At 45.2% G+C, this 26,380-nt stretch carries 22 protein-coding genes and 2 pseudogenes; 8 read left to right on the top strand and 16 right to left on the bottom strand.

The features are described 5' to 3' along the window. Positions 1-21 precede the first annotated feature (21 nt). Positions 22-897, top strand: a complete 876-nt coding sequence (gene fghA / locus AC1HDJ_RS05970) for an S-formylglutathione hydrolase (RefSeq protein WP_479534160.1) — start codon at positions 22-24, stop codon at positions 895-897. 104 nt (positions 898-1,001) lie between these two features. On the opposite strand, the gene AC1HDJ_RS05975 is transcribed toward fghA, so the two are convergent. From AC1HDJ_RS05975 to AC1HDJ_RS06045, 15 genes are all read right to left on the bottom strand, one after another. Continuing rightward, the gene (locus AC1HDJ_RS05975; protein ID WP_479534162.1) at positions 1,002-2,363 is read right to left on the bottom strand and encodes an esterase-like activity of phytase family protein; all 1,362 of its coding nucleotides are present in this window, start codon (positions 2,361-2,363) and stop codon (positions 1,002-1,004) included. A 174-nt stretch (positions 2,364-2,537) separates the two neighbouring features. Then, positions 2,538-4,073: a cryptochrome/photolyase family protein gene (locus AC1HDJ_RS05980; RefSeq protein ID WP_479534164.1), complete on the bottom strand. Its 1,536-nt coding sequence runs from the start codon at positions 4,071-4,073 to the stop codon at positions 2,538-2,540. Beyond that, a complete protein-coding gene (locus AC1HDJ_RS05985; RefSeq protein WP_438640100.1) occupies positions 4,070-4,213 on the bottom strand; it encodes a DUF2256 domain-containing protein in 144 nt (47 codons plus the stop codon). Before AC1HDJ_RS05985 ends, AC1HDJ_RS05980 begins: the two co-directional genes overlap by 4 nt. Before the next feature lie 53 nt (positions 4,214-4,266). Beyond that, positions 4,267-4,797 (bottom strand): DUF3833 domain-containing protein, encoded by a 531-nt coding sequence (locus tag AC1HDJ_RS05990; RefSeq protein WP_479534166.1) that lies wholly within the window; start codon positions 4,795-4,797, stop codon positions 4,267-4,269. Next, positions 4,794-5,348, bottom strand: coding sequence for a chalcone isomerase family protein (locus AC1HDJ_RS05995; RefSeq protein WP_479534168.1), 555 nt, complete (start codon positions 5,346-5,348; stop codon positions 4,794-4,796). The genes AC1HDJ_RS05990 and AC1HDJ_RS05995 overlap by 4 nt, the downstream gene beginning before the upstream one ends. Continuing rightward, entirely contained in the window at positions 5,332-5,847 is a 516-nt protein-coding gene (locus tag AC1HDJ_RS06000; RefSeq protein ID WP_479534170.1) for a DUF2878 domain-containing protein, read from the bottom strand. The genes AC1HDJ_RS05995 and AC1HDJ_RS06000 overlap by 17 nt, the downstream gene beginning before the upstream one ends. Further along, the gene (locus tag AC1HDJ_RS06005; RefSeq protein WP_479534172.1) at positions 5,828-7,081 is read right to left on the bottom strand and encodes a class I SAM-dependent methyltransferase; all 1,254 of its coding nucleotides are present in this window, start codon (positions 7,079-7,081) and stop codon (positions 5,828-5,830) included. Before AC1HDJ_RS06005 ends, AC1HDJ_RS06000 begins: the two co-directional genes overlap by 20 nt. A 7-nt stretch (positions 7,082-7,088) precedes the next feature. Then, the gene (locus tag AC1HDJ_RS06010; protein WP_479534174.1) at positions 7,089-7,853 is read right to left on the bottom strand and encodes a DUF1365 domain-containing protein; all 765 of its coding nucleotides are present in this window, start codon (positions 7,851-7,853) and stop codon (positions 7,089-7,091) included. Further along, the gene (locus AC1HDJ_RS06015) at positions 7,850-9,100 is read right to left on the bottom strand and encodes an NAD(P)/FAD-dependent oxidoreductase (protein WP_479534176.1); all 1,251 of its coding nucleotides are present in this window, start codon (positions 9,098-9,100) and stop codon (positions 7,850-7,852) included. The genes AC1HDJ_RS06010 and AC1HDJ_RS06015 overlap by 4 nt, the downstream gene beginning before the upstream one ends. Before the next feature lie 3 nt (positions 9,101-9,103). Next, on the bottom strand, positions 9,104-9,844 hold the full coding sequence (locus AC1HDJ_RS06020; protein WP_479534178.1) for an SDR family NAD(P)-dependent oxidoreductase: 741 nt from the start codon (positions 9,842-9,844) through the stop codon (positions 9,104-9,106). A 351-nt stretch (positions 9,845-10,195) separates the two neighbouring features. Further along, positions 10,196-10,546 (bottom strand): DMT family protein, encoded by a 351-nt coding sequence (locus AC1HDJ_RS06025; protein ID WP_479534180.1) that lies wholly within the window; start codon positions 10,544-10,546, stop codon positions 10,196-10,198. A 357-nt stretch (positions 10,547-10,903) separates the two neighbouring features. Beyond that, positions 10,904-13,342, bottom strand: coding sequence for a DEAD/DEAH box helicase family protein (locus tag AC1HDJ_RS06030; RefSeq protein ID WP_479534182.1), 2,439 nt, complete (start codon positions 13,340-13,342; stop codon positions 10,904-10,906). A 5-nt stretch (positions 13,343-13,347) separates the two neighbouring features. Further along, positions 13,348-13,926 carry a class I SAM-dependent methyltransferase gene (locus AC1HDJ_RS06035; protein WP_479534184.1) on the bottom strand — a complete coding sequence of 193 codons (579 nt, stop codon included), beginning with the start codon at positions 13,924-13,926 and terminating at the stop codon, positions 13,348-13,350. A gap of 311 nt (positions 13,927-14,237) precedes the next feature. Continuing rightward, complete coding sequence (gene dbpA / locus AC1HDJ_RS06040) at positions 14,238-15,641, bottom strand: ATP-dependent RNA helicase DbpA (protein WP_479534186.1); 1,404 nt, start codon at positions 15,639-15,641, stop codon at positions 14,238-14,240. Positions 15,642-15,988: 347 nt separating this feature from the next. Then, a complete protein-coding gene (locus AC1HDJ_RS06045) occupies positions 15,989-17,212 on the bottom strand; it encodes an anthrax toxin-like adenylyl cyclase domain-containing protein (protein WP_479534188.1) in 1,224 nt (407 codons plus the stop codon). Between the two features lie 582 nt (positions 17,213-17,794). On the opposite strand from AC1HDJ_RS06045, the gene AC1HDJ_RS06050 reads away from it, so the two are divergent. The 5 genes and pseudogenes from AC1HDJ_RS06050 (at position 17,795) to AC1HDJ_RS06070 (ending at position 23,824) form a co-directional block, all read left to right on the top strand. Beyond that, positions 17,795-18,169 carry an ArsR/SmtB family transcription factor gene (locus AC1HDJ_RS06050; RefSeq protein WP_479534190.1) on the top strand — a complete coding sequence of 125 codons (375 nt, stop codon included), beginning with the start codon at positions 17,795-17,797 and terminating at the stop codon, positions 18,167-18,169. A gap of 152 nt (positions 18,170-18,321) precedes the next feature. Further along, on the top strand, positions 18,322-19,392 hold the full coding sequence (gene arsB / locus AC1HDJ_RS06055) for an ACR3 family arsenite efflux transporter (RefSeq protein ID WP_479534192.1): 1,071 nt from the start codon (positions 18,322-18,324) through the stop codon (positions 19,390-19,392). A gap of 433 nt (positions 19,393-19,825) precedes the next feature. Continuing rightward, positions 19,826-20,287, top strand: a pseudogene (vgrG, locus tag AC1HDJ_RS06060) (type VI secretion system tip protein VgrG); the annotation flags it as partial. A 212-nt stretch (positions 20,288-20,499) separates the two neighbouring features. Next, a complete protein-coding gene (locus AC1HDJ_RS06065; protein ID WP_479534194.1) occupies positions 20,500-23,028 on the top strand; it encodes a glycoside hydrolase family 19 protein in 2,529 nt (842 codons plus the stop codon). 4 nt (positions 23,029-23,032) lie between these two features. Continuing rightward, positions 23,033-23,824: a lysozyme inhibitor LprI family protein gene (locus tag AC1HDJ_RS06070; protein ID WP_479534196.1), complete on the top strand. Its 792-nt coding sequence runs from the start codon at positions 23,033-23,035 to the stop codon at positions 23,822-23,824. A gap of 35 nt (positions 23,825-23,859) precedes the next feature. On the opposite strand, the pseudogene AC1HDJ_RS06075 reads toward AC1HDJ_RS06070, so the two are convergent. Then, positions 23,860-24,021 (bottom strand): annotated as a pseudogene (locus AC1HDJ_RS06075) (IS1 family transposase); the annotation flags it as partial. Between the two features lie 152 nt (positions 24,022-24,173). On the opposite strand from AC1HDJ_RS06075, the gene AC1HDJ_RS06080 reads away from it, so the two are divergent. Together AC1HDJ_RS06080 and AC1HDJ_RS06085 are read left to right on the top strand one after the other, a co-directional pair. Further along, on the top strand, positions 24,174-25,652 hold the full coding sequence (locus AC1HDJ_RS06080) for a glycoside hydrolase family 19 protein (RefSeq protein ID WP_479534199.1): 1,479 nt from the start codon (positions 24,174-24,176) through the stop codon (positions 25,650-25,652). Then, entirely contained in the window at positions 25,652-26,362 is a 711-nt protein-coding gene (locus tag AC1HDJ_RS06085) for a hypothetical protein (RefSeq protein WP_479534201.1), read from the top strand. The genes AC1HDJ_RS06080 and AC1HDJ_RS06085 overlap by 1 nt, the downstream gene beginning before the upstream one ends. The last annotated feature ends 18 nt before the right edge of the window (positions 26,363-26,380 follow it).

Raw genomic sequence — 26,380 nt, forward strand, 5'->3', positions numbered from 1 at the left:
CGGTGTACAGGAGTTGTTTGCATGAACCTTAATATTATCAGTAGTAATAAGAGCTTTGGTGGCTGGCATAAACAGTATCAGCATCATTCTGATGTTCTTCATTGTGAGATGCGTTTTGCAATTTATTTACCTCCGCAAGCTGTTGCAGGGCAAAAAGTTCCGGTTATCTACTGGTTATCGGGCCTGACCTGCACAGATGAGAACTTCATGCAAAAAGCCGGAGCTCAGCGGATAGCCGCGGAGCTAGGCGTTGCTTTAGTCGCCCCGGATACCAGCCCGCGCGGTACTGATGTTGCAGATGATTCTGGCTATGATCTGGGTATGGGCGCCGGTTTTTACGTTAATGCTAGCCAGTTGCCGTGGCAGTTGCATTACCAGATGTATGATTATGTTACCCGTGAACTGCCTGCATTGATTGAAGCTCATTTCCCTGTTTCGGCGCAAAGGGCGATGAGTGGCCATTCAATGGGAGGGCATGGTGCGTTGATAGCGGCATTACGGGAGCCTGGCAGGTATACGTCGGTATCTGCATTCAGCCCGATTAGCCATCCAAGCCGTTGCCCATGGGGGCAAAAAGCATTCCGAGCCTATCTTGGCCCTTCTGAGTTGCTGTGGAAAGAGTGGGATACTTGTCACTTACTGCAGGATAGGTCGATTACACCTTTACCCACATTAATTGATGTAGGGCTTGATGACCCTTTTTTATCAACACAATTATGCATTGATGATATTGAACGTGTTTCTGAGTTAAGAGCGTGGCCTTTAACACTTAATCGGCATGCGGGATATGATCATAGCTATTATTTTATTGCCAGTTTTATAGAGTCGCATATTCGTTTTCATGCTCACTATTTTGCAGCCAATATGACAACCCCTGATTCACTAGCATCACTGTAGTGATAGGTGAAATGTCTCTCAATGACAGGTTAATTGACCCACCACTGTGGTGATGAATTATCTAAGAATAAAAGGGCGTAGCCATCAGCCACGCCCTTTTATTTTTACCGCAATGCCTGTGGCAGTGTGATAACCCACAACTCACTCAGAGATTCAGGTTGTTCTAAAGGTTGTAGGGCCAGTGTTGTTTTTACTGGATTCCCCTCAAGACTGAGTTTTCCTTGTTGATCTACTTGGTAGTCGGTGATCTTCTTTGCTTTCGGGGCTGCATTAATTAATTTTGGCTGTAGGCCGAAATCATTGTCGTTGAGAATAGCAATACGTTGATTATCAATCAGCGCCAAACCTTCCACTTTTTCGTGTTGCCAGCCAAGTTTACGCAGGTCGGCGACCTCACGTTTTTGTGCCAGTGTTATGCCGCGTTTAGCCAGTGCCTCAGCATCATCAAATTCAGGTGCGGTATCACTGTTATCAAATGGTGTGAGATCACTAGCTTGAGTTAGGTCGACAAGATAAACCTTATTGATCATTTGCTTGTCTTTATTACTGCCTTGTTCCACCAGCAAAATACGCTGATTATCGATAGCAACAATATCGCCAATCTTGGCATCTTTGGCTTTTTTGTAGCTAGTTACATCAATGGGATAACCGTACATTGCAGTTTTACCTGTTGCGGGTTCAAAACTGACAAGGCGGGTAAATTGGGCGGTATTTTTACTTTTTTCGTTTATATCTAGCGTACTTTGCACGGCGATTAAAAGCGTACCATTGGGTAGACGGGTAACACCTTCAAAGCCTCGGTTCGGCTGACGCCATTTGAGAATATTGGGCAGACCTGTTGCTACACCTTGCTCACCTTGGGCTGGCGTTGGGCCATATTTCGCCAGAATTTTCCCCTGATTATCAATATTAATCAGGAAAGGGCCATACTCATCACTCAGCCAAAACCCCCCTTTACCATCAGGGGTGATCCCTTCAGTGTCTAGTCCGCGTTTGTCACTGGCCAATGCACGCAGGGTATCGCTTAACGCCACTTCGTTGGTGGAACCCAGCAGGTTGCTTGGCAGGGGTAATCCGCTAATAGGGCCATCTTGGTCATGTAACGGGCGGGCTTTGGTTGCAATGGCCTTATCTTTGCTAACACGGATATCCATCAGAAGAGGCACGAAGGTTGGATTGGCGAAAATTTTAGCATCCTGTTTGCCAACCGAAGGCGCATCAGCGTTTGGACCACGATCGGTGACAGTGGTAAACAGCAGATCACCATTCTCAATACCACGAAATACCAGCCCAGACCCAATGCCTACCGGTAACCCTTGTGGAAAGTGCTGTGAAAATGCGCCTGAATAATTGACGCGGTCACCCTCAGGGAAACTGACGTTATAGCGCTCTACTTTACTATCAGCAGCGTGAGATAGCAGCGGAAATACTGAGGCAAAAAAGAGACAAAGTGGCTTTATTTTCATGGTATTAGCTCATCGTCAAAATCAGTAAGAGCCAGTAACCTAGTTTATCGAGATGACATTTTAATGACATACGATCTAAATCGGTACAGCGCTCTTAAGGTCGGTGGGTTTCAATGTGCACGAATATGCGTGTTTAGTGGTTGTTGTTACTTAGCATTGGAATCCCCCTTTTGATTACAGCCGCTCTATGTGTTGTAAATAGTATTCAGCCTGTTTTAAGGTGGCGATCTGTTCGTTTTCGGGCATTTTCCGCCACGTCTGGTAGGTTATTCCTAAACGTGGATTCTTTTGTAATCGCTCTGCGTGGTGATGAAAAAAATGCCAGTACAGGCTGTTGAATGGGCACGCACCATTACCATGCCGCTGTTTTGGTGTGTAAGTACAGCCTTTGCAATAATCACTCATTTTATTGATATAGCTGGCTGAGCCTGCATATGGCTTGCTTCCCAATAAGCCACCATCGGCATACTGGCTCATCCCTCGGGTATTGGGCATCTCTACCCATTCAAATGCATCGATATAAATACCCAAGTACCAAGCGTCTATTTCATCAGGATGAATACCAGCGAGCAAAGCAAAATTGCCTGTCACCATCAGACGTTGAATATGATGGGCATACGCAAGTGCAAGCGATTGCTCTATGGCGTGCTTAACACAATTCATCTGGGTTTGCCCGGTCCAAAACCAGTGAGGAAGTGGGCGTTGGTGTTTTAATTGGTTGAGCTGGCCGTATGTGGGCATTTTTGCCCAATACACACCACGCACAAATTCCCGCCAACCTAAAATCTGGCGCACAAAGCCTTCAACTGTCGATAATGAGACGCGCTGCTCGGTATATTCAAGTAGTGCTGCGTCAATCACTTCTCGCGGATGCAGTAATTTTATATTCAGGGCAAATGAGATACCGGCATGAAATAAGGTGGGCGAAGTTGTACTCATGGCATCTTGGTAAGCCCCAAAATGGGGTAGGCGGTGTTCCATAAATGCAGCAAGGCTCTGCTTGGCTTGCATTCGTGTAATTGGCCAGGGAAATTGGTTGGCTTTAGCCTCACCGAGAGTGGTAATTTCTGCCGCTTTAATCTCTTCCCACAAGGCACTGAGATCTGTGGAATGATTTAACCATTGTGGTGCGGCTGGTTGGCCACTCCAGCGCTTGCGGTTATCGTGATCAAAATTCCATTGCCCCCCAAAAGGCTGGCCGTGAGTGTCGAGCAAAATGTGATATTGCTTACGTAATGCGCGATAGAAGTACTCCATTCGTGGGATCTTTTGTGCAAATTGAGCACTGATTAGGGTTCTGTTAGCTAAAAAGTGCTCGCTATCCACAATAGAAACGGGAATATTCCATTCACTCTCTGCGGCAAGGAGTTGGCTTTCAAGCCGATATTCATCTGCTTGTTGGCGTTCAATTCGTGTAATTTTCTCTGTTCGAATTAATTGATTTACGTTACGGATAAAATCCTGTTTGTTATCGGCATCGCTAATTTTTATGTAGTGCAGCCGGTAACCCGTTTTATGCAAAGCCTCGGCAAAACTGCGCATGGCGGCAAAAATACCCAACACTTTTTGTGCGTGATGACAGACATAATCGGTTTCGCTGCGTAACTCCATCATGACATACAGCACATCAGTGCACAGAGGTTCAGGGTTATCGAACCAACTGTGATGAATATTAAGCTGATCACCCAGAATAAGCCGCAGTGTTGTCATACTGAACCTCTACGCCGAGCACAAGCCGCACTGCAATATTTGACCATCGGCCAGTTCTTTTCCCATTTTTTACGCCAGCTAAATGGCCGATGACAAACAGGGCAGATTTTTTGCGGCAGCGTTAACTTGTGATGTGGCATTGTTGAATATCTTGAGTGAATAGATCTATAGCCTATAGATATAGCTTATCGCTTCAGGCTTTGGGTTTTTGTTCGATATAAATAATCACTTCACCGACTTTAAAGCCAAACTTTGTGATTTCGGCTTTATTGATCAGGCGATGTTGATCGATAAGATACATCCAGTCATCAAACTTCACGTTGACGTTTTTACCCCCACTGAGTTCCAGATCCAGCGTGTAGCGCCAGTTCATGGCAAAACCGTAGGTATTTCCGCCAGCAGTGCCGACTATATCACCGGCAGTGCCTTGCCACTTCTGATTGACCTTCTGTAAATGCCAAATGCGTTCTTGTTTCTTGCCATCATCAAACAAGAATTGTTCATGCAATTCGCCTTTTTCTGCTGAATTCCAGACCCCTTGCATGGTGACACTAAAACGCCGTTGCACTTCACCGCTGCGGTCGGTCACTATGCCATAGCCGACCAAATCACCACTGAAGAAGGTGGGCAGATTCCATTCTGGCGTTTTACCGGCATAGTTTTCCGGTTTGACACCGCAGCCGGTGACCATGCTTGCTGCTAACAATAAGGGTAGTGCTTTCATGGTTGTTCTCCTTTGAGTTGCCGGGTTAGGGCCGGTTGTAAGCTGTTTTCCGACAGCCAGATTGCTAAAAACGAAGGGCTAAATTGTGGAGAGCGGATTTGGCCAATGCGCTTGGCGTTATGGTAGAACTCGCCGCTATCTGGGTTTGATGCATAAAAAGTGAGCGTATCGTAGGGCTTAATATCGGGCCAGATCTGTTCGAGTTGGGTTAGCCAGCTCTGACGCACCTCGGGTGTCTGGATCTTAAGGCGCTCCCACTCATCACGGGTGGTGCTGACCAAATCTTCATCATCGATATCGGTAAAATAAGCAATAGATAAGGCCATTGGATAAGTGTCGGGCTGATAAACTCCGCTGTGGTTTAGTAGGGTGACGCTGTAAATATCGGCCCATAACCAGCTCATAGTGCCTTGGCCGACCGGTTTTAATTGTTGGGTGGGCAATGCGTAGAGCGCGGCGCTAAATCCGCACGCGCTCAAGAGGGCCAACTGCAATATACGGCGCAGAAATAGCCGGATCAGTGCGTGGTGATAATTAGTCAGAGACTGCATTGGGATACCTCGCTGAAATGTTTCGGACAAGGTGAATGAGCAGTGGTAGCAGCAGTGCCCAGATGACGGCTATACCGATAATGACCAGTGTCAGCGGATAACCAAAACGTACCACTCCTAAAGCATATGCAGAAAAATAGGAGAGTGCGCCCCCAAGCGCGCCAAAAAGTATCTGCCAGCGCAGGTGAAACCCAAATAACCAGCCTAACCCGTGCGGCAACGCCAGAATAAAACCAACCCATAATGCGACCATCCATAAAGGAAAACCGCTTGGGAAAATAAACACACCATAGTAAGTCAGCAGAAAATCAATACCGATACCCAATATCGACAGCGGTAATATTTTCAGATCGCGCCGTAGTGTGGGCGTCAGAGCCAGATGCAATAGTGCTAGCAGCAGGCAAAGCTTTGTCGCGTGGAACTGCACTGCTGCGAGCCAGTACAGTTCGAAGGCGAAAAAGTGAGCCCAGCGCCAATACTTAGCGCGAAAGTGGGGCATCGAGAGAGTTCCATGCGAGCGGGCTTGGTTTGCAGCCAGTAACATGCACTACACTGATGGCGCGCTCTAAAAATCCGGCTTCGCAGTAGGCAAAGTAAAAATTCCACAGACGAATGAATTCATCAGAAGCACCGAGCTGTTGTATGGCGAAGGCGTGCTCGTTAAAGGCGGCGCGCCACAAATGCAGTGTTCGGGCATAGTGGTGGCCGAAATCGTGCACTTGCACCACATTCAGATCAGTATGGCGGGTGAGGGTATCGAGTATGACGCTCAGGCTAGGAAGAAAACCGCCCGGGAATATATAGCGGCGGATAAAATCGGTTTGGTTGCGATACACTTTATAGCGTTGATCACGGATGGTGATCCCCTGAATAAGAAAACGCCCTTGCGGGGCAAGGAGTGAGGCGATTTTGGCAAAGTAACCCGGTAAAAAGGCTTCACCAACAGCTTCAATCATCTCGATAGAGACAACCTTATCAAACTGACCTTGGATATGGCGGTAATCCTGTAACAGGATAGTGATCCGGTCTTGTAATCCTTCATCTTGAATGCGCGTTTTTGCAAATGCAAACTGCTCTTGCGACAAGGTGACTGTGGTTACCCGACAACCATAATGCCGCGCGGCGTAAATTGCCAAGCCGCCCCAGCCACTGCCAATTTCTAGCAGGTGATCGTGTGCTTGCAAATCGAGTGTCTGGCAGAGGGTCTTGAGTTTGTTGTACTGCGCGTCAGCCAGTGATTGGTTCGGGTGGCTGAATAGGGCTGAGGAGTACTGCATTTCGGGGTCGAGAAACAGCCGGTACATATCATTGCCCAGATCGTAGTGTTGGGCGATATTTTTGCGCGCACCGTGCAGAGTATTACGGGTCAGAAAGTGGCGCAGGTGATTGAGTGGTGCGGTCAGCCAGCGTAAACGCGCTTCGAGCTTATCAAAAACTGCCTGATTACGGGCCAGCAAACGGATCACCTGTACTGGATCTGGGCTACTCCATTGCTCTTGCATCCACATTTCACCGGCAGCAACATCGCCCCCCCAGAGTAATCGGCGATAAAACAGCGGATCATGCACAGTTAAGGTCGCGGTAATACTGTCATCGCGGTGAATCGTCAGCTCGCCAACGTGGTCATCATGAATAATCAAAGTGCCGTGGGTGATGGCGTGTAAAAATTGTAATACCAGCTTACGGGCGTGGTTATTAACCGATGACAGGGTTTGTATACGGGCTGAATCCATACGAGCCTCACGGATGCGGATAAAAACGAAAGCCTTTGAGCAGCATCTTGGCTGCCTGATAATAAATAAGGAGAACCACTTTCAGTGTCATTGCTGGGAAGCGGCGCAGCAGTTGCCGAGTGGTGGCTGGCGTTACGGGCTGCGCGTGCAATGACAAATGGGCATGAAATACCGCCTGTCGGGTCTGCTTATCAAGATTGGTAATGCCGACAGAAAAATGGGCTGGATCATAATGAATCTGCCATTGGTACTGCATATCCATCGGCATAAATGGTGATACATGAAATGACTTGTCGGTTTGCGCAGCCTCTGCGGGTAACGGCACCAGATAGTAGTCACGTTCTCCCCATGGTGTATTCGAAACTTCTGCCAGCAGGTAACGCGGCTGCTGCTCTTGCATGAGCAGATAAAAATTGACTGGGCTGAAATACACGCCAAGAGAGCGCGGATTACCGATAAATAGCACGGCGGCATCGTCATCCAGTGTCGCACCGAGTTGGCGGGCTTTATCGCGCGCGGCTTGGCGCAGTGAGCCTGAACCGGGCAGATAATCGGCACGGTAAAAGCTGAGCAAAGGGATCGGCCCTAACCGGCTGGCTACCCAGTTTTGGTGTTCAGGCAGGTCATCCAGCCACTTTCCCAGCATATAGACTTGATATTTAAAGGCATTTTTTTTCGGTGATCGGCGGCTGTGCAGTACCTCACCTTGCCAGTACAGGGTATCTGGCAACGTATAGGTGTCTATATTGGCATGGCCTGTGGGCATACTCATGGGAACACCACACCGAGCTGCCGTGCAACATCTACTGCACTGCGCACCCCATCTTCGTGAAAGCCGTTGTGCCAGTAAGCGCCACAAAAATAGGTTCGGTTAACACCGGAGATCTGATTGCGCTGTTGTTGTGCCGAGATCCCTTCTGGGGTAAATGTTGGGTGGTGGTAACGCAAGCGTTTGATAATGTGCTCTTCGGCAATCGGGAAGCGCGGGTTCAAGGTGACACAAAAGGTATGCGCAGAGGTAATTCCCTGCAGGATATTCATGTTATAGGTGATTTGCGGTAATGCTTGTAGATCCGGTTGCAGGCGGTAGTTCCAACTGGCCCAAGCCAAGTGTCGTGCGGGTAAAACGCGGGCATCTGTGTGCAGCACGGCTTCATTTTCCGCATACGGCAGTGCGCCGAGAATATGTTGTTCATCTTGCGTTGGTGCTTCTAGCAGTGCCAGCGCCTGATCGCTATGGCATGCAAAGATCACTTTATCAAAGGTGTGAATTTCACCACCGGCGTCTATTTGCACCGTATCGGGTAATCGGCTCACGCGCTGTACGGGGGTGGATAAATGTACTGTGGTGCGTAAGCCTTTCATTAACGGCTCAATATATTGGCGTGAGCCGCCCGGTATTACGTACCACTGCGGGCGGTCTGCTACATTCAATAATCCGTGGTTGGCAAAAAATCGTGCAAAAAATAAAAAGGGAAACGCCAGCATTTGCTGCACGCTGGCAGACCAGATAGCTGCGCCCATCGGCAATATATAGTGCTGTTGGAAGAAAATACTGAAGCTGTGTTGGCTTAAAAATGTACCCAACGTGGAAGTATCGTTCGGATCTATTTTATCTAAAGCAGCACTGGCCAAACGATTAAAGCGCAAGATCTCAGCGATAAAGCGATAAAATGCTGGGCTTAACAGATGGCGACGACGGGCGAATAAAGTGTTCAGGTTGTGCCCGTTGTATTCAAAATCATTGCGGCCACAGACCGAGAAACTCATTTCAGTTTTCTGAGCTTTCACGCCGATACGCGTGAGCAGCTGATTAAACAGTGGATAGGTACGATCGTTAAATACGATAAAGCCACTGTCGATACAGTATTGGTGGCCATCGAGTTCGATATCATGGGTGTGGGTATGGCCGCCTAAGCGTGAGTCAGCTTCAAATAAGGTGACATTGTAATTCGGATCGAGCAAGTGGGCTGCTGTCAGCCCTGAAATTCCTGAGCCGATAATTGCGATCCGTTCCATGGATTATGTCCTTTTTAATAAGCGGGCCAACCAGCGTTCCGGTAAAAGTTGTAGCAGCTTCAGGCCAAGAATAAACAGCGCCGGAAAACTGATGACGGGCCGATTTTTTTCAATTCCCTGAATGATGTGTGCAGAAGCCGCCTCTACGCTGATAATTCCGAGCATTGGGAAAGTATTTTTATCGGTCAGCGGGGTTTTGATAAAGCCCGGTTTGACTAACAGCACATCAATACCGTGTGGGCGAAGATCCAGACGCAGTGATTTGGCCAAATAATCTACGGCGGCTTTCGATGCACCATAGGCTTCGGCACGTGGCAATGGTAACAAGGTGACGGATGAGCTGATAAAAACCACTTTGGCATGCGCAGCAAGGCGCGGCAGGAGGTACTGCAAACTGTAGCCGAGGCTTTGCACATTGGTGTTGATCACCCGGTGGAACAGGGCCGCATCAAAGTGCAGCGGATCGTCAATGTATTCACAGGTACCGGCATTGAGGATCAATAGATCCCATTGCTGCGTATCTGGCAGTTGCTGATAGGTGTGTTCCTCGGTGAGATCACCACCAAAAACTTCGATGCCGGCAGCCGCTAATTGGGCAATTTTCTCGGGATTACGCCCAATACCGCTGACCTGCCAGTGGCGCGCTTGATAATCGTAAGCCAGTTGCTCACCAAGGCCGGAGGTAACTCCGGTGATTAAAACCCGCCGTGGGGAAGCTGCGCCAATATTCTCAGATTGCATCATGGGTCAGCCTTATCAGTAGGTTACGAGAGTGCCTAAGAGTAGTCAGCCGCTTATAGGCGGGTTTCTTACCCAGCCCACTAATGTTTTTGGCCTACCATTATATAGTTATGACAATCTGTTAATAGAGAGTAAAGGAAAATATTGGGGAACAATCAATGTCAGAGTAAAAAAGAATAAAAAGATTGTTTTTTATAACGATTGTGTCGATTGGAATTGCTTTTTATAGTCTGCACGTATTCGAGTATTAAATGTGAACGACATAACAAAAAAATAAAAAAGCCGAGTTCAGGTAATTAAAACATCCGTAACAACACAGAGCTAGCATGCCTACTCGGCGAAATAAAATACCGATTATACGAATTTACTTCTAAACATGAAATAAACCGCACCAACAAGACAAATACCTGCCCATAAATAGTCTAGTTTTAGCGGCTCTTTTAAATACATCACAGAGAATGGGATGAATACACTTAATGTAATGACTTCTTGTATTATCTTTAATTGTGCAACTGACAACACGGTGAAACCGATTCTATTTGCGGGGACTTGAAACATGTACTCAAACAAGGCAATGCCCCAGCTGACCAATGCAGCAATGATCCACGGTTTATTGCTCATCTCTTTTAAATGAGCATACCAAGCAAATGTCATAAAAACATTGCTGCAAATAAGTAGTGAAATTGATATGAGAATAGGTGGCATATTTTTCCTGTTTGGTGAGTTACCTTCTGAGTGGATGATTCTATAATAATGAATTAATGTAAATATCATTTTACTTATTTATGATGCAAAAGTAGTTTGCATTATCTTTTTCTATCATTACCTTACCGTTCAATTCTAAAAAGAATAACCTCTTTAGCCCGTTAAAAGGGGGCTTTATATCATTAGCCGCTTAGCCCTCCGAGGGAGGGCTAAGTTATATATAAGTTATATAAATAATCGCTAACGGTTTTGTGTCGTGGTTAAATTTACTATGCCACTATAGTATCCGTTCGTCCTTATAGTAAGGCTATATTTTAAGGCCAATAATCTACTGTTGTTGCTATAATAAAATTTGTATTAATCCACACGCCTTTCCACATACTGCGCCAATCGTAAATCCACCAGCTCTTGCACCAACTGATGAAAACGTTCGATATACTGAGGCTCAACAGAGAAGGTCGGTACAAAGCGATCGTCTTGAACAGTAAACCACTGCTCACCGAACGCATTGGCATGTGTAAACGCTTTAATCGGATTGCCTTTCCAATAAGTGAGCCATGCAGTGTCCTCTGCCTCTACTGAGCGCATTTTCTCTGGTAACTCAGAGGCTTTCAGATCGGGATGACGAGATAACACACGGTGACTTCGGATAGCCAATGCGCTCAGCACAGGTGGTGTGTTGAAGCCATCGAGTTCTAGCAAGGCTTGCAACAAAGTGGCTTTAAAGCACTTACTCATGGCGGTCATTTCGATACCTTTGAGTAAGAAATCATGATGCTGCGCCAGTATTTGATGCAGTTCATCATCGCTACTTTCTTGCTGTGCGACGAGTTCGAACCAACTGCGATATTGTTGGCGTACTTTACTGAATGGGTACTCGCTTTGGTAAAACTCAGTGGCGGTCGGGCGATGGCCTAATTGTTCGGTAAGCTCTGCGTAATGCTCGCTAGCGGTAACCCCCTTTGCTTCTATCAAGGCTAACCATAAATCAATCAAAACAGGGTCAAAATTGACAAAGCAACCGGGGGCGAGTGTTGGATCGCGTAGCGCTTTTTTCAGTTGCTGGATATTACGTGTGCCGAGCAATGCCGCAGGCCGGTTTAAGAAAGCGGTATGGTTACCGACAAAATCAATCACCACCAGCTGGGTTTTATTGGATTCCGGTGATAGACGCAGACCACGACCTAATTGTTGTAAGAATAAGATCTTGGACTCAGTCGGACGGATCATGAGTACCGTATCTATAGCAGGAAGATCAGTGCCTTCATTAAAAAGATCTACTGAAAATATAATGTCCAGCTTACCTTGATTTAGCTGTTGTAAGGCTTCATTGCGCCGCATTTTGGAATCACTGTATACGGCGCAGGAGCGGATACCTTGGCGTTTAAAATAGGCATCCATGTAGTCAGCGTGCAATTTCGATATACAAAAGGCGAGTGTTCGCTGCTGCTTTTTGGCATGCCAGTGAGTAAAAATGTGTTTAGCGCGGCGCTCGGTCGCGAATAGGTTCTCTAACTTTACCGGATCAAATTTACCGTTGCGCCATGGGATCTCTTGATAATCCACTGTTTCATCTTTTATCCCATAATAGGTAAAAGGCACCAGAATACCGGCGTTAATGCCAAATTGCAGATCACGGCTGTAGACTAGATTGTTATCACACAGGGATAAAATATCGGCGCGATCAGTGCGCTCTGGAGTCGCCGTTAACCCCAATAAAAATGTTGGGGTAAAATAAGCCAGCAATGCTTGGTAGGTTTGTGCACTGGCGTGATGGAACTCATCCACGACGATGTAATCGAAGTGATCTGGCGCAAAGCGTTGCAGGTGGGCATCTTGACCTAGGGTGCTCACCGAAGCAAAAAGATAATCTGCATCCCCGTTTTTCTGATTACCGTTATACAAACCCGTATGGGCATGTGGGTTTAGGCGCAAAAAGGTTTCTTCAGCTTGTAGTAAAATCTCTTCGCGGTGGGCAACGAACAAGACGCGTTTGGCTTGCATCTGGCGAGCATCAAAGGCGGCGAGCCACGTTTTGCCCATACCGGTGGCAAGTACCACTAACCCACGTTTAAAGCCTGCTTGTCGGGTATCGGCAAGTGCGGCTAATGCCAGCTCTTGAATGCTGTTCGGGGTTGGGGTATCACTGATTTCATCATCTTTCCAGATAGCTTTTAGCAGCGGCGCGTGAATTTTCGTCTGCTCATGTCGGATCTGGTAGCCGTCAATCCACGTATGGCTGAGTGGTTGAGTATACGGATGCTGAAAAATAGCTAAAAACTGGGCTTGGATGTGGGCGAAGTCTTGCGCTGCTGGTGAGTCTGCAGGAGGCATGTAGTCGTGGCGCAATGTCCACTCATGGCCATCAAGCAAGGCGGATTTACTGATGTTATTGGAGCCAATAAATGCGCAGCCTTCCGCCATTTCCCCATAATGCTTCCGCACAAAGATATAGGATTTCATGTGGAAGCTGTTGGCGTCTTTGCATTCAAAAATCCGGCATTGAGCGCCACGCTCTTGCAATTGCATCATCCGGCGTAGTGCAAAAGGGCTCGTAATAGCCAGATAATCAGACGTCAGAATATTAATGGTGACATTACGCTCTAGAGCATCGAGCAGTGGGGTAAAGAGTAACTCAAGCCCTGAAGGCTGGATAAACGAAACTGCAATATCAATCTGGGTTGCATGATTGATGGCGTTTACCAACTGTGGGAGCAGGGGATCGGAGCCTCCGCCCGTGATCAGTTTATGTTCTGACTGTGTGAGTGATGGTGCCGCATAATCCAAATTGGTCATTATTCTTATTCTTTAATTAAGATGGCATTGAGCCAGTATTCATTTTTACGACCGGGGCGAAGATCTGTCGTTTTCCATGTTTCGCGCAGCACTAAGCCTGAATGCGCAATAAAGCGCTGTAGCCGTTCCTCATCACAATGAGTAAAAGCACGCCCATCACGCACCTCATCTTGCGTTCCATATTTGAAGGAGCAATAAAACAGGCCTTGAGGTTTTAATAAGGAAGCTAAATGCGCAAAGGTGTGTGGCAGTTGGCTTGCTGGCACGTGCAGTAATGATGCACACGCCCAGATCCCATCAAAAGGGTGTACGTGAGTAAATTCTGTGAAAGTACATACCTGAACCGGTTTGCCGATGTAGTTGGCCGCAACCGCAGCTAGCTCATGACTGGCATCAAAAGAGGTCACCGCAAAGCCCATGGCTAATAAAGCCTTGCTATCACGGCCCGATCCACAACCAGCATCTAAAATATGTGCTTGTGCGGGAAGCTCTGGGGTAAAGCGCGCCATCAGTGAAGAGACATCGACATCTTTAGTGGCATCAAAGAATGCTTTGGCATTTTGGTTATAGTAATTAACAGACATGACAACCCCTTATTTAATAAGGGCATTGTATCGGCGGGGAAAATGTACCTCAATCTATTTGCTTGAGGAGATAACAAGAAGATGAGTGATGTTCCAATTCAGGGAAAATACATCTTGCGGCAATGTGAGCTGTAAATTGAACGACTCAGCGATGTGATAGCCGAGGTAATGTAAATGAACGCATGGGAAATAGGGCGCTTGGAAGCAACCAAGCGCCTTTATGTTTAGCCTAATGTAGCATGTAGTGCGATTAACGTAGTGCCTTGGGCAGTAAGCAAAGCGCTCTATGTAGAGAAGTGGTGCGCAGTAACTTACTTCATCAACCAAGCGCGGTATGATTTACCTTTAATACGGCCGCTGGTGATTTTAGCAAGGGCCTGTTTCGCCACGCTGCGGCTAACCGCTACATAGGCGCGGTAGTCAGTGACTAAAATCTTACCCACCGCTGCAGCTTCGATGCCGTTTTGACCGGTTAAAGCGCCGAGGATATCGCCGGGGCGCAGCTTATCCTTTTTACCACCATCGATGTGCAACGTGATCATCGTTGGCGCTGTGGGTGTTTGACCCAACAGGCTTGCCGATGGCAGCGGATCGCTTTGAATTTCGTGCTCTAGATAATCTTCCAGCAGCGCCATCTTGTAGCCGTCTTCGTGGCTAAAGAAGGTAAAGGCCGCGCCCTTGCTACCTGCACGGCCAGTGCGACCTATCCGGTGAATGTGCACTTCGGTATCGTGGGCCATATGGTAGTTAAACACGGCATCGAGAGCATCGATATCCAGCCCACGGGCAGCAACGTCAGTAGCCACCAACACGCAGGCACTCTTGTTGGAAAATTTCAGCAGGGTTTCGTCTCGATCGCGCTGCTCCAAATCGCCATGTAGCGCCAGCACGCTAAAGCCAGAAGCGGACAGCTCATCGGCTACTTTCTGGGTTTCGCGCTTGGTATTACAGAACACAACGGCACTTTCTGGCTTATGCTCGAGCAGCAATAAACGCAGTGCCTGCATCCGCGCGCCGTCGTCTTCTAGATGGAAGAAGTGCTGGGTTATGGTGCTCTTTTCTTGGGTTACAGCGGCTTTCACCATCACAGGTTTATACATCACCTGCTGGGCAATGGACTGAATTTTCGCAGGGAACGTTGCGCTGAACAGCAGGGTCTGGCGCTCGCGGGGGGCGTTGGCAATAATCGCATCCAACTGCGGCTGAAAGCCGATATCTAACATGTGGTCAGCTTCATCGAGCACCAACATGTTGAGGTTGCTCAAATCCAGATTGTTACGCTCCAGATGATCCACAACCCGTCCAGGTGTCCCCACGATAATGTGTGCACCGTGCTCAAGTGAGCCCACCTGTGGCCCCATCGGCACACCACCGCAAAGGGTGAGGACTTTTACGTTGTGGATGCCACGGGCGAGGGTGCGGATCTCCTGTGCCACCTGATCGGCAAGCTCTCGGGTAGGGCACAGCACCAAGGTTTGAATCCGAAAGCGTTTCACATCCAACTTATTGAGTAACCCAAGGCCAAAGGCCGCCGTTTTACCCGAACCGGTCTTGCCCTGACCAATCACATCTTCACCCGCTAAAATGGCGGGTAAACTCTGGGCCTGAATGGGCGTCATCTCGTGGTAGCCCATGGAGGAAAGGTTATCAAGCAGTGCGGGTTTCAGCTTAAGAGTAGAAAACGCGTACGTAGGCTGGGTATCTGAATTACTCAAGGAAAGTATCCTGTGGTGGTTAACCCCGCTTGAGCAGGGTTACTGAAATGGCATTGTGTATTTGTTTGCTCATCGGCGTGAGCTTGGTTCTGCCGGTCTATCCATTCTACTGACACAGCATCAAGCTAACCGTGAAGCCAGCCATTGTAGCAATAAAGCACCGCTTTTGCTTGAAGTGATGAGCCAAGGAGTTCTGACCATCATCGGGATGGGGTTTAGGTCATCTTCCCGATTAGCTTTGTTCAGGCAGAAATGGAAGGGGTACAGATGTGACCGTGTTTGTTGCTCACTACAGGCAACAGAAATGCCCCATCAGCTTAATATTACTCGTTCCACAGTTTATAAAATCATGCTGGAGTTAATTTAAGTTTTCGTATTAATTGATTCCTCGAGTTTTCAAAACTATGAGCATTGATCTCCCCAAGTTCCTTTTCCCATAATGGATTTATTTTAATGTAGTACCCTGAGCTTCTGGCTTCTTTTATTAGTTCTTTTAATTCATCATTATTGTTAATGATGCACAACTTATCAAATCGGCCTATTTTTATTGGCAGTGCAAAGGTTGCAGGGTAATTAGCTGATAAATCTGAGGCAGGACTAGAGCAATCCATATTATGATGCACAACTCTCTCACCATCTCCGACCAATCTTGCATTAATTAAGTCTATCAATAATCTGACGCGTTCGGATGCATTACCAATATCAGCATCTTCTTTCTTATAGAAATTAGTGGGGTTAGAGTAATCTTGTATTAACTCGTGACTGATTGGTGTTTTTTTATTATACGAATCCACTCGATGACGAAACACTTTATGTGCAACATCAGGAACCGGTAAGTTATCTTGTGAACCAAAATCGCTGATATGTGGAGCAATCATAAGTAGGTCGTAGTCAGCAGTAAATGCCTTAGTATTTATTGCCGGTGCTAAGACGCGAATGGGTTTACTCTCATGTAATATAAGATAAATTTCCTCATCGGAGCATAATAATCGCCTAGCTTCAAAAAAATAATTCTGCCCGCTTGGCCCTTGAGCCTTAATACTACGAACGCCATAAGTATTTTCAAAAGAAATGTTGTCAATAACCCCCTGTTCTAATAATGTATCCAGTCGTTTTTTATTTATCGTTAACTCCGAAGAAACAGCATATTTTTCCTCTATACATTGTTTTACTTGTTGGTTGAATTTGTCTATACATTCAATTGATGCATTTTCTAACTTACTAAAGTGTTGTTCCTCACAGATAAATCCGGCCTGAGGCCCCCATGAGGCACTTTTTCCTTTAATATGAAATCCTTTAGTTGGATATCCTAATTCAATTAACTCAGTTGCTAATTTATCTACGGGGCGGATAGATATAATGCAATTGATTTCATTGGCTAGGCGTTGAAGGGGTAATAAATGTTTGTGGACTAGCCCCGTGTTATCTTTAATTGAATTCACTAATGTTTTCATGTCATTGTCGGAACTGATCTCATCATTATTTCCATCATTATTCTCATCATTATTTCTTACGGATTCCTTACTGTACTGACACGGGAGTGCTACTGAAAGGTTATAACCAATTCTCATGCTGAGTATTCATAAATAAATTTAATGGGATAATATATACTGTAACTGACACGCTTAGCATAGTAAACGCGATATTAGGGTGTATCCCGAATTGTATGTCATTCAGTATCGGGCTGCGATGTGGTGAAACGAATGCCCGCTCTGTCGCGGTGATTTATTTAGATTTACCTGAGGGATAAATAAAAAGAATGAATATTATGCAGTTTCATGCCGAAGTATTGAACGCGCCGGTGAAAAAACCGCAGTGGCCTTGAGGTTCAAAAAATGATCGAACCATTTTCTTACGTGGTTGGTATTACCAACTGGCAGAACTCTCTGAACAACAATATTCTGTGGTTTTTGAAACCTCTTTTATTTTTAGCGTACAGCAAGATTCCATTGTAATAACAGGTTTAAGTGATTTGATTTTACCGCTGCGAAAGCACGCGTTTTGACGTTCTTGAGCAGATTATCGAATTCCTGCGTGAAGAGTGTTGTGTCAATACGCAACAGTGAGCTGCGTTTAGCACTAACTAAGAGTGCATTGTTCATTTCAACTATTCTTGTATAGTTGTATTAATGAACTGTGTTGAGGGTCGATGAATGAACAAAGATACAGCGCCTAAAATTTTTGAGTCTCTTTCGTCTGGTATCCGTCTTGACGTTTGGCGGATCTTAGTGAAAGCGGGATTGAGCGGTATGGTTGCGGGTCAGATAGCCAGTGAACTTGATATCGCCCCTAATACGCTTTCTTTTCATCTGAAAGCTATGTTGCATGCAGGCCTTGTTTCTGTAGAGCAAGAAGGGCGGTTTCTTCGCTACCGAGCCAATATTCCTCTTATGCTCGATCTGATTGGCTACCTTACAGAAGAGTGTTGTAGCGGCCACCCAGAGCAATGCTTGGACATACGCAGATCAGCCAATTGTTCTTCCGAAATACCCTCTTCTATTCATGAATGTTCTAGCAAGGAAGTGTAGCTACCATGAATATCTTGTTTTGTGTACAGGAAACTCATGTCGATCCATATCTCAGGAGCTCAACTTTTTTGTATTCTTTCGGCGGCGCTTAGCTTGATTGGTTTACTACGCCTTAATTTGTCTATTTCATCAAATGCTCATGGAGTTTAGTGATGAGTGCATCAACGTGCTGCGATCAACGCGTCAGCAAAAAAATGAGTTTTCTTGACCGCAATCTTACCCTCTGGATATTTGTTGCTATGGCCCTTGGGGTCGGAATTGGTTACCTATTTCCGCAGGTAGCTCAATGGAATGAGGCGATGTCGGTTGGTACAACGAATATCCCGTTAGCGATTGGCCTTATCTTGATGATGTACCCACCTTTGGCGAAGGTGAATTACTCTACAGTGGGCACTATGACGCGTGATCGTCAGGCGATCACCCTCTCTTTGGTAATGAACTGGTTAGTCGGCCCTATTCTGATGTTTGTGATTGCATTGGTGTTTTTGCATGATCAGCCCGGTTACATGGTGGGGTTAATTCTGATTGGTTTAGCTCGCTGCATCGCTATGGTGCTGGTATGGAATGATTTAGGTGGTGGTAGCAAAGAGTATGGTGCTGGCTTGGTGGCGCTGAACAGCGCGTTCCAGATCCTCACCTATAGTTTTATGGCTTGGTTGTTTATTACAGTATTGCCGCCATTGTTTGGTTTACAGGGCTTTGCGGTAGATATCACGATGCTAGATATTGCCCAAAGTGTACTGCTCTATTTGGGTATCCCTTTCTTGGCAGGTTTTTTGAGCCGTTACTACCTCGTCAAACTCAAGGGGGAGCAGTGGTATACCGAGCGTTTTATTCCGGCGATTTCCCCTATCACGCTGATCGCTTTATTAGCGACTATTGTGCTGATGTTCAGCCTGAAAGGTGAAATGATCGTCGAGCTACCAATGGATGTACTGCGCGTTGCATTGCCTTTGGTAGTCTATTTTGTGCTGATGTTTTTCACCAGCTTCTTAGTCGGTAAAAAGCTCGGTATTCCCTATGATAAGAACGCGTCAATTGCGTTTACTGCCACGGGTAACAACTTCGAACTGGCCATTGCAGTGGCTATCGCGGTATTTGGTTTAAATTCGGATCAAGCTTTCGCGGGTGTCATTGGCCCACTGGTTGAAGTACCTGTGCTGATTGGTTTGGTCAATGTGGCCCTGCGCATGAAGCGTAGCTATGGTAAAGAGGTGGCTTGATGATGAGATCACCATTTATCATAACTCCATATGCGGCACTTCGCGTAATACGTTGGAAATCATTCAGACCCTCCTTTAATAGTTGAAAACTCCACTGTACGCAATTTCTTGCTCAAATCTTAGAGTATTAAGGCTTATGCGCAACTTTTGCTGGTTGATTTATTCACTTTGCGCAATTTTTTGCTGTTTTATGGCAAGGATGGCGAGCGACTATCAATTAATTTATTGATTTTAAAGAATTTTAAATTTGGCATAAAGGGTGCTTTAGTGCTGATAACTGGCGCACCCCAATCGAAGCGTAATCTGCTTTACGAATGCATGAAAACTGCCCCCGCTCTGGCTACAGATCGGGTTTTTGCTGTTTTGTTATCTCTACCCCCGAAGGCTCAAGGTGTGCTGGGATAACAAAGCACTACCAAGGAAGGAGTGAACAATGGCCAATCAAACCGGATTGCAATTTACCGTAAAAGTCGGTGAGCTGCCTGAAACCACCTTTGTGGTCGCTGAATTTTCCCTACACGAGGCACTAAATAGCCCCTTTGAGCTGGATCTAGAGCTGGCAAGTTTACAGCCCGATATCGATTTTGAGGCCGTGTTGGAGCAGCCTTGTGAGCTGCTGATTTGGTTTGAAGGCGAGTTACAGCGTCGCATTAGTGGTGTGGTGAGTCAGTTCTCACAAGGGGATACCAGTTTTCGCCGTACTCGTTATAGCATGCAGGTAAAATCGGCGCTGTGGCGTTTATCCTTGCATCACAATGCCCGTATTTTCCAGACCCAGACACCGCAAGAGATTATCAGCATTCTGCTGCAAGAGATGGGCATTACTGATTATGCTTTTGCCCTTAAAGATGAGCATGCCCAACGTGAGTACTGCGTACAGTACCGAGAAACTGACTATCCGGGCCGTTTTAAACAAGACCCGAGTAGCATCAAACTGGTCGGCCCAGAAATTAAGCTCAATGTTGGAGGAAGCCCTGGCGTGGGGGCGAGTTGGGCGGGTCAGGCTCCAGCTCTTCCTAAAGGCATTGCTCAAAGAGCAGACGCTTAAAGTGGATTATCAACCGTCAGTTTGATGGCTTACGTATAATATAGAGTTGAACAGTAAAGATGAAAATCGCCTACCCCATGCAGTTGGCGGGAGAGGGTACTCCCAAGGAAATTGCATCACTTGATGAGTTTATTCGTCAGCTTAATAAATTAAATAGTGGCACCTTCCCTATAGGCCGTAATCGTATTTGGCATGGTGGCGTTCACCTCAGTGAAAAAGGAGGGTGGCATTCAAGTGGTACTGTTCGTGCTATTGCTGATGGGGAAATAGTGGCTTACCGCTTTGCGACTGAACCTGCTAAAGCAACACGTAAATCTGAGGCTGGGGAGCCAGAGCATGAGATTGATCTGTATACCTCACCTTCGTTTTGCTTGGTGCGTCACCGCTATGAAGCGGGAGAAAAAAATAAAAACAGCCTAACTTTTTATAGTTTATATATGCACATAGCCTGTGAAAACAGCTATGGCACAGCGCCGGAGCGGCATGTTGTTGTCGGTAATGGAGTCTCTATTTATAAGGGAACTGCGGGGTTGCAGCTCAAAGCTGAGGATAAATTAGGCACTGCGCGGCAAGGGGCTGAAGTCATTTTAATGGATAGGAACAATCCGTCTGAACGATACAACCTGCGCAATGAGTCTCATATTTACCAATTGGTGTGCTATGCCGAGCCAAAGGCTGGGGAATCTGAACCGTTTTATATTGCGGCGCAATATATTAAGGCCGAGTATAAAACCAAACCTCATTGGATGACGCCACCGGAAAGTAAACCGGCACGTTATACAGTGCCGAATAATACATGGCTAAGAAAAACGGCAAACAGCACGGAAGAAAGTATAGGGTTACCTACAGGTAGTGAAGTGGTGTTGTTAGGCAAGCAACAGATGGTGACGATGAACGGTGGTATCACTGAGTTTCGTCAAGTTCAAGTGTTTAAAACTGGAAGCGGTAAAGTTAAGGATAGTGCTAATCAGGTGATGGCTAATGCTAGCAAAGGTTCGATGGGTTGGTTGGCAAAAAGTAAATTCGGTGTGGCTTTAGCTGCGGAATCGAGTATCCCGATTGAGTTTAATAAGGTTGTATTGCGTGATAGTAATCCAATAGCGGTACAGGCTGGCGAGGTTATTGGCCATTGGGGTGAGCATCAAGTTGCAACGCTCAGCACGCGTGGGTTTAGCGTCGATCCTGATCAGAAGGCTGTGCACTTTGAAGTGTTTGTGAGTGAGAAAGATAAACACGACACGCAAAAGCTTAACGATTGTATCCAAAATAAAGCACAGGTAACGGGAGGTCAGGATTACTTGATTCTTAACAAGAATGAGGTTGATACATATCGCTTGATTAACTATAAAAACCAACCAAGCTATCAGGCACTTGCTAAATTTGGCCCACTGAACACCCCGTTAGCAGTAAAGAAAGCGGATATTGTCACTCACGGCACGCAAAAATTTGTTCGAGTACGTGAGCGTGCAGCAGGAGAAGAGGCGTTGGCCGGAGAGTTTGTCTTATTGGCAGGTAATGCGGGATTACTCAGTCAACATGATTGGGGCAGGTTAGGGGTGAAACTCATTGATGGCAGTCATGATCCTGATGGCTTCTTAGATAAAGAAGATACTGAAGGCCAAGAAGGTGGCGTATTTTTTAGTACTCTTCATGGCCAACTTATTATAGATAGAGATCATGACAATGTGCTGAGTGGCAACGAAATTAAGTCTGCATTAGCTGACGATGATTTGGCGAGCAAGCTGCGTCAGTTATTTATCAAACACGAAAGCGAATGGATAAAACGCGAAAAAGGTTGGCCTCGTCTTGAAAAAGAATTAGCGAAGCAGCCTGAGCTGTATAAGTATGCAATGCAGGTGCACAACAATATGGCTTGGGTTGAAGAAGCTAAGGGGATATTGGGCGGAACTAAAATGTGGTTTATTCATCCGGCAGGGATGATGGGGTTGGTGGGAAATTTGAATGGTTTTAAGATTAATCGTCAGTACTTTTTTGAAGTGTATAAAAATTTTTACCCTCTAAGTGAGAGCCAAAGAAAAAATGTATCATTGATGTTTGATGCAATCGAGCAGTATTATTCTGATGATGTAGATTCTTGCAATGAACGAAAAATTGCATATATGTTGGCTACTGCAAAGTTAGAAACGGGAGATACTTTTGCACCAATATCAGAGGCGGGAGGGAAAAAATATTTTGAAGACATGTATGATTATATTCTGGCTAAAAATGAAGATAGAAAAAAAGTGGCAATCGCTCTTGGTAATCTTCAGCCTGGCGATGGTGTAAGATTTCATGGTCGTGGTTTTGTTCAACTCACAGGACGTTCTAATTACGATAAAGCCGGTAACTATTTAGGTGTTGATTTGTTGAATAGTCCAGAATTGGCCAAAGACCAAGTTATTGCAGGGAAAACTATGTGCTGGGGGATGGAAAACGGAATTTTTACAGGAAGGAAACTAGATCACTATTTTGCAGGTAGTAAGACCGACTATTACAATGCTCGCAAAATAATCAATAAGTTAGATAGAGCGCAAGATATAGCGGATTATGCCGTTAATATATCACAGTGCATTTTGATTTCAAGGTGAGTACATGTTTTATCCACGAGTAATGCTATTTTTGTGTGTTTTTTTTTCGCTCTCAGTTTTTTCCTCACCTAGTTTTGATTGTGGAAAAGCAGAATCATCAATAGATAAAATGATATGTTCTGATAAATTTTTATCAGAATTAGACAGTGCCATATCCACTCAATATAAATATGTGCTGAAGACCTACCCCAGCGCTGAGTCCTCGATAAAGAATGAACAGAGAGCTTGGTTGCGCGAGAGAGGAAAGTGCACTAATAATGCCTGCTTAACTTCAATGTATGAAAGACGAATTAATATATTACATGATAAGGTAAGTGCTAAGTTAAATGTGGAATTGTCACCTCCAGACGTTGTTGTGACATTGAGTGGTCAACGTCTTGTCATTAAAGATGTAGCTCCGCAAGGAGGTACTACATTCTCAACGTTAATTAACGATGTAAATAAATTTTCCGTATGCACAGAGTATCTTGCTTCTGCAATAAAGAGAGTTGAATGCAATGTATTTAAAAAGGCTGGTGAGAGGATATATTGGATTTTACACAGTGAAGCAAAACGAGGTGGTGATTCGTTTTTGGCTATTTTAATGAAGTTGGACGGTATCTCATATAATGAAGATGAGCAATATGATGTTGCAAAGAAAATAGATGGTTATCAAATCCCTCATGAGATTAATAGCTCAATAACTAATGTTATTGAAATTAATCGAGATGGAGTGCTATTAAAAGAATCTAAATTGAGATTTTCTAATGAAGACTTTTATAGCAATCTTGGGCGGATTTCACTTGATTATTTTTGATATGCTTTGTGAACAAAATGGGCCGTGACTCCCACTTAGTGGTAATGGTTGATTATCAAATACCAGCCGATGACCTTATCGTGCATTTCTTCTGATTTTGAGAAGCCGATTGCCCTTCGGGTAAGTCGTTTAAGATGAGTACGCCGATTCAGATTATGGTGCTCTATGCGTTGAGTATATTTTTTGCTGACGATATGGTGGGCTGCATCTGATATACCGGTCACGCATCGGTCAAGCGGTACAGGCTGGCGAGGTTATTGGCCATTGGGGTGAGCATCAAGTTGCAACGCTCAGCACGCGTGGGTTTAGTATCGACCCTGATCAGAAGGCTGTGCACTTTGAAGTGTTTGTGAGTGAGAAAGATAAACACGACAAGCAAAAGCTTAACGATTGTATCCAAAATAAAGCACAGGTAACGGGAGGTCAGGATTACTTGATTCTTAACAAGAATGAGGTTGATACATATCGCTTGATTAACTATAAAAATCAACCAAGCTATCAGGCACTTGCTAAATTTGGCCCACTGAACACCCCGTTAGCAGTAAAGAAAGCGGATATTGTCACTCACGGCACGCAAAAATTTGTTCGAGTACGTGAGCGTGCAGCAGGAGAAGAGGCGTTGGCCGGAGAGTTTGTCTTATTGGCAGGTAATGCGGGATTACTCAGTCAACATGATTGGGGCAGGTTAGGGGTGAAACTCATTGATGGCAGTCATGATCCTGATGGCTTCTTAGATAAAGAAGATACTGAAGACCAAGAAGGCGGCGCTTTTTTTAGTACTCTTCATGACCAACTCATTATAGATAGAGATAATGACAATGTGCTGAGTGGCAACGAAATTAAGTCTGCATTAGCTGACGATGGTTTGGCGAGCAAGCTGCGTCAGTTATTTATCAAACACGAAAGCGAATGGATAAAACGCGAAAAAGGGTGGCCTCGTCTTGAAAAAGAATTAGCGAAGCAGCCTGAGCTGTATAAGTATGCAATGCAGGTACACAACAATATGGCTTGGGTTGAGGAAGCTAAGGGGATATTGGGCGGAACTAAAATGTGGTTTATTCATCCGGCAGGGATGATGGGGTTGGTACTCCCTGTGGTTTTAAGTGTCATAATTTGCCATAAATGTAAAAAAAATATACCTCTGTCTTTTGAGTTTATGCGGTCGTTCTCGCCATCATCTGTTTCTGATTCAAACCTTCATGATTTTATTGCTAGATGGAATGAGCATGCAATTGGTTATGGCATTAACTCTTGTGAACAAATCATCAATCTCTTGGGGCAATGGAAACATGAAACAAAACGATTCACAGCGTTCAGGGAATCTTTAGTTTATAGAAGTTACACTGCGCAGGCTTTATTATCTATGGCTCCAACTGCCATCAATAATGGCTTTGTACGAAAAGGGTTGAGTTTATCCAGAGATGAGAAAATAGATTATATAAGACGCCATCTTCTGAATAATGATGCTGGATATGGAGAGCATGCTTTTGGAAGTAATGAGTTTCCAGGAAAAGATTATCGAGGACGTGGCCTGTTGCATTTAACGCATGCGGAAAACTATAGATTGTGCGCCCTAGCAACAGGTTTAAATATATACTCTAACCCAGAGTTAGTTGAAAGTGATATGCTATCCATAGTGTTGTCAGGGTTTTGGTTTTGGAGTTCAAACAAATTAGGCTCTATCGCAGATAGTAATGTAAGTAACCTAGATAAAGTAAAGAAGATTACTAAGATTATAAATCCTGGACTAAAGGGCCTAGAGGAGCGGGTTGGATTTACAGAAGAAGCAAGAAAGCTTCATGTTAGATTTTTTGGAGTGTGTAATTAATGCTAATTTTATTTTTTCTATTTTTATTGTCGTTTCCTTGTGCTGCACAGTCAGAGCTTTCCATTCAGGGGGATGAGGGGAAACTATTTTTCGTAGACAAGGTCGATGATGCTATCGGCGATAATGTTATCGCGACATTTTTTGATGACAATAATAGAGGGGCGTATTTTGTTGATTACCTTCCTTATTTATCGTCTAAGGGAGAAGTACAAGATGTCTTTTATTTAAATACAGACAAAATAACGAGTAGATACTTTGTTGTTCAACAATCAGAAATAGACTCAGACACGGGAATGAATTGGCGTAGTTATTTTAACGTCATCGTGTTTCATTATTTTAATGGCAGGTTGACTAAAGATGAAAAACTGACATCTTATTTTGGTTCTGGTGGGGATATTGTAAACCCTAGTGGTTCAAATAGCATAGCCTATTCCTTTCCATACAATAAAAAAGAAAAAATCTTACGGGCAGTGTATAAGCCGGAATTTGATGCGTGGATGAAAGGAGAAGATGTAAAATTGAAAATAAAAGGGAAGAGTTATTTTTTTTCTGAGCCTCTGCCAATTAACAGAACTAAGTCTTATCTTGTCGAAGGTGATGTTGTTCTGAGGAAAAAACATGAGTCAGGTTGGGATTATGTTGCCTATAAATCAACTAAAGGGCGAGAGTATTCTGGTTGGATGCTTTGCTCCCTAACAGGTAGTTGTTAAATAATAAATTGCAGGCTT

The organism is Plesiomonas sp. ISS29, from assembly GCF_056522795.1.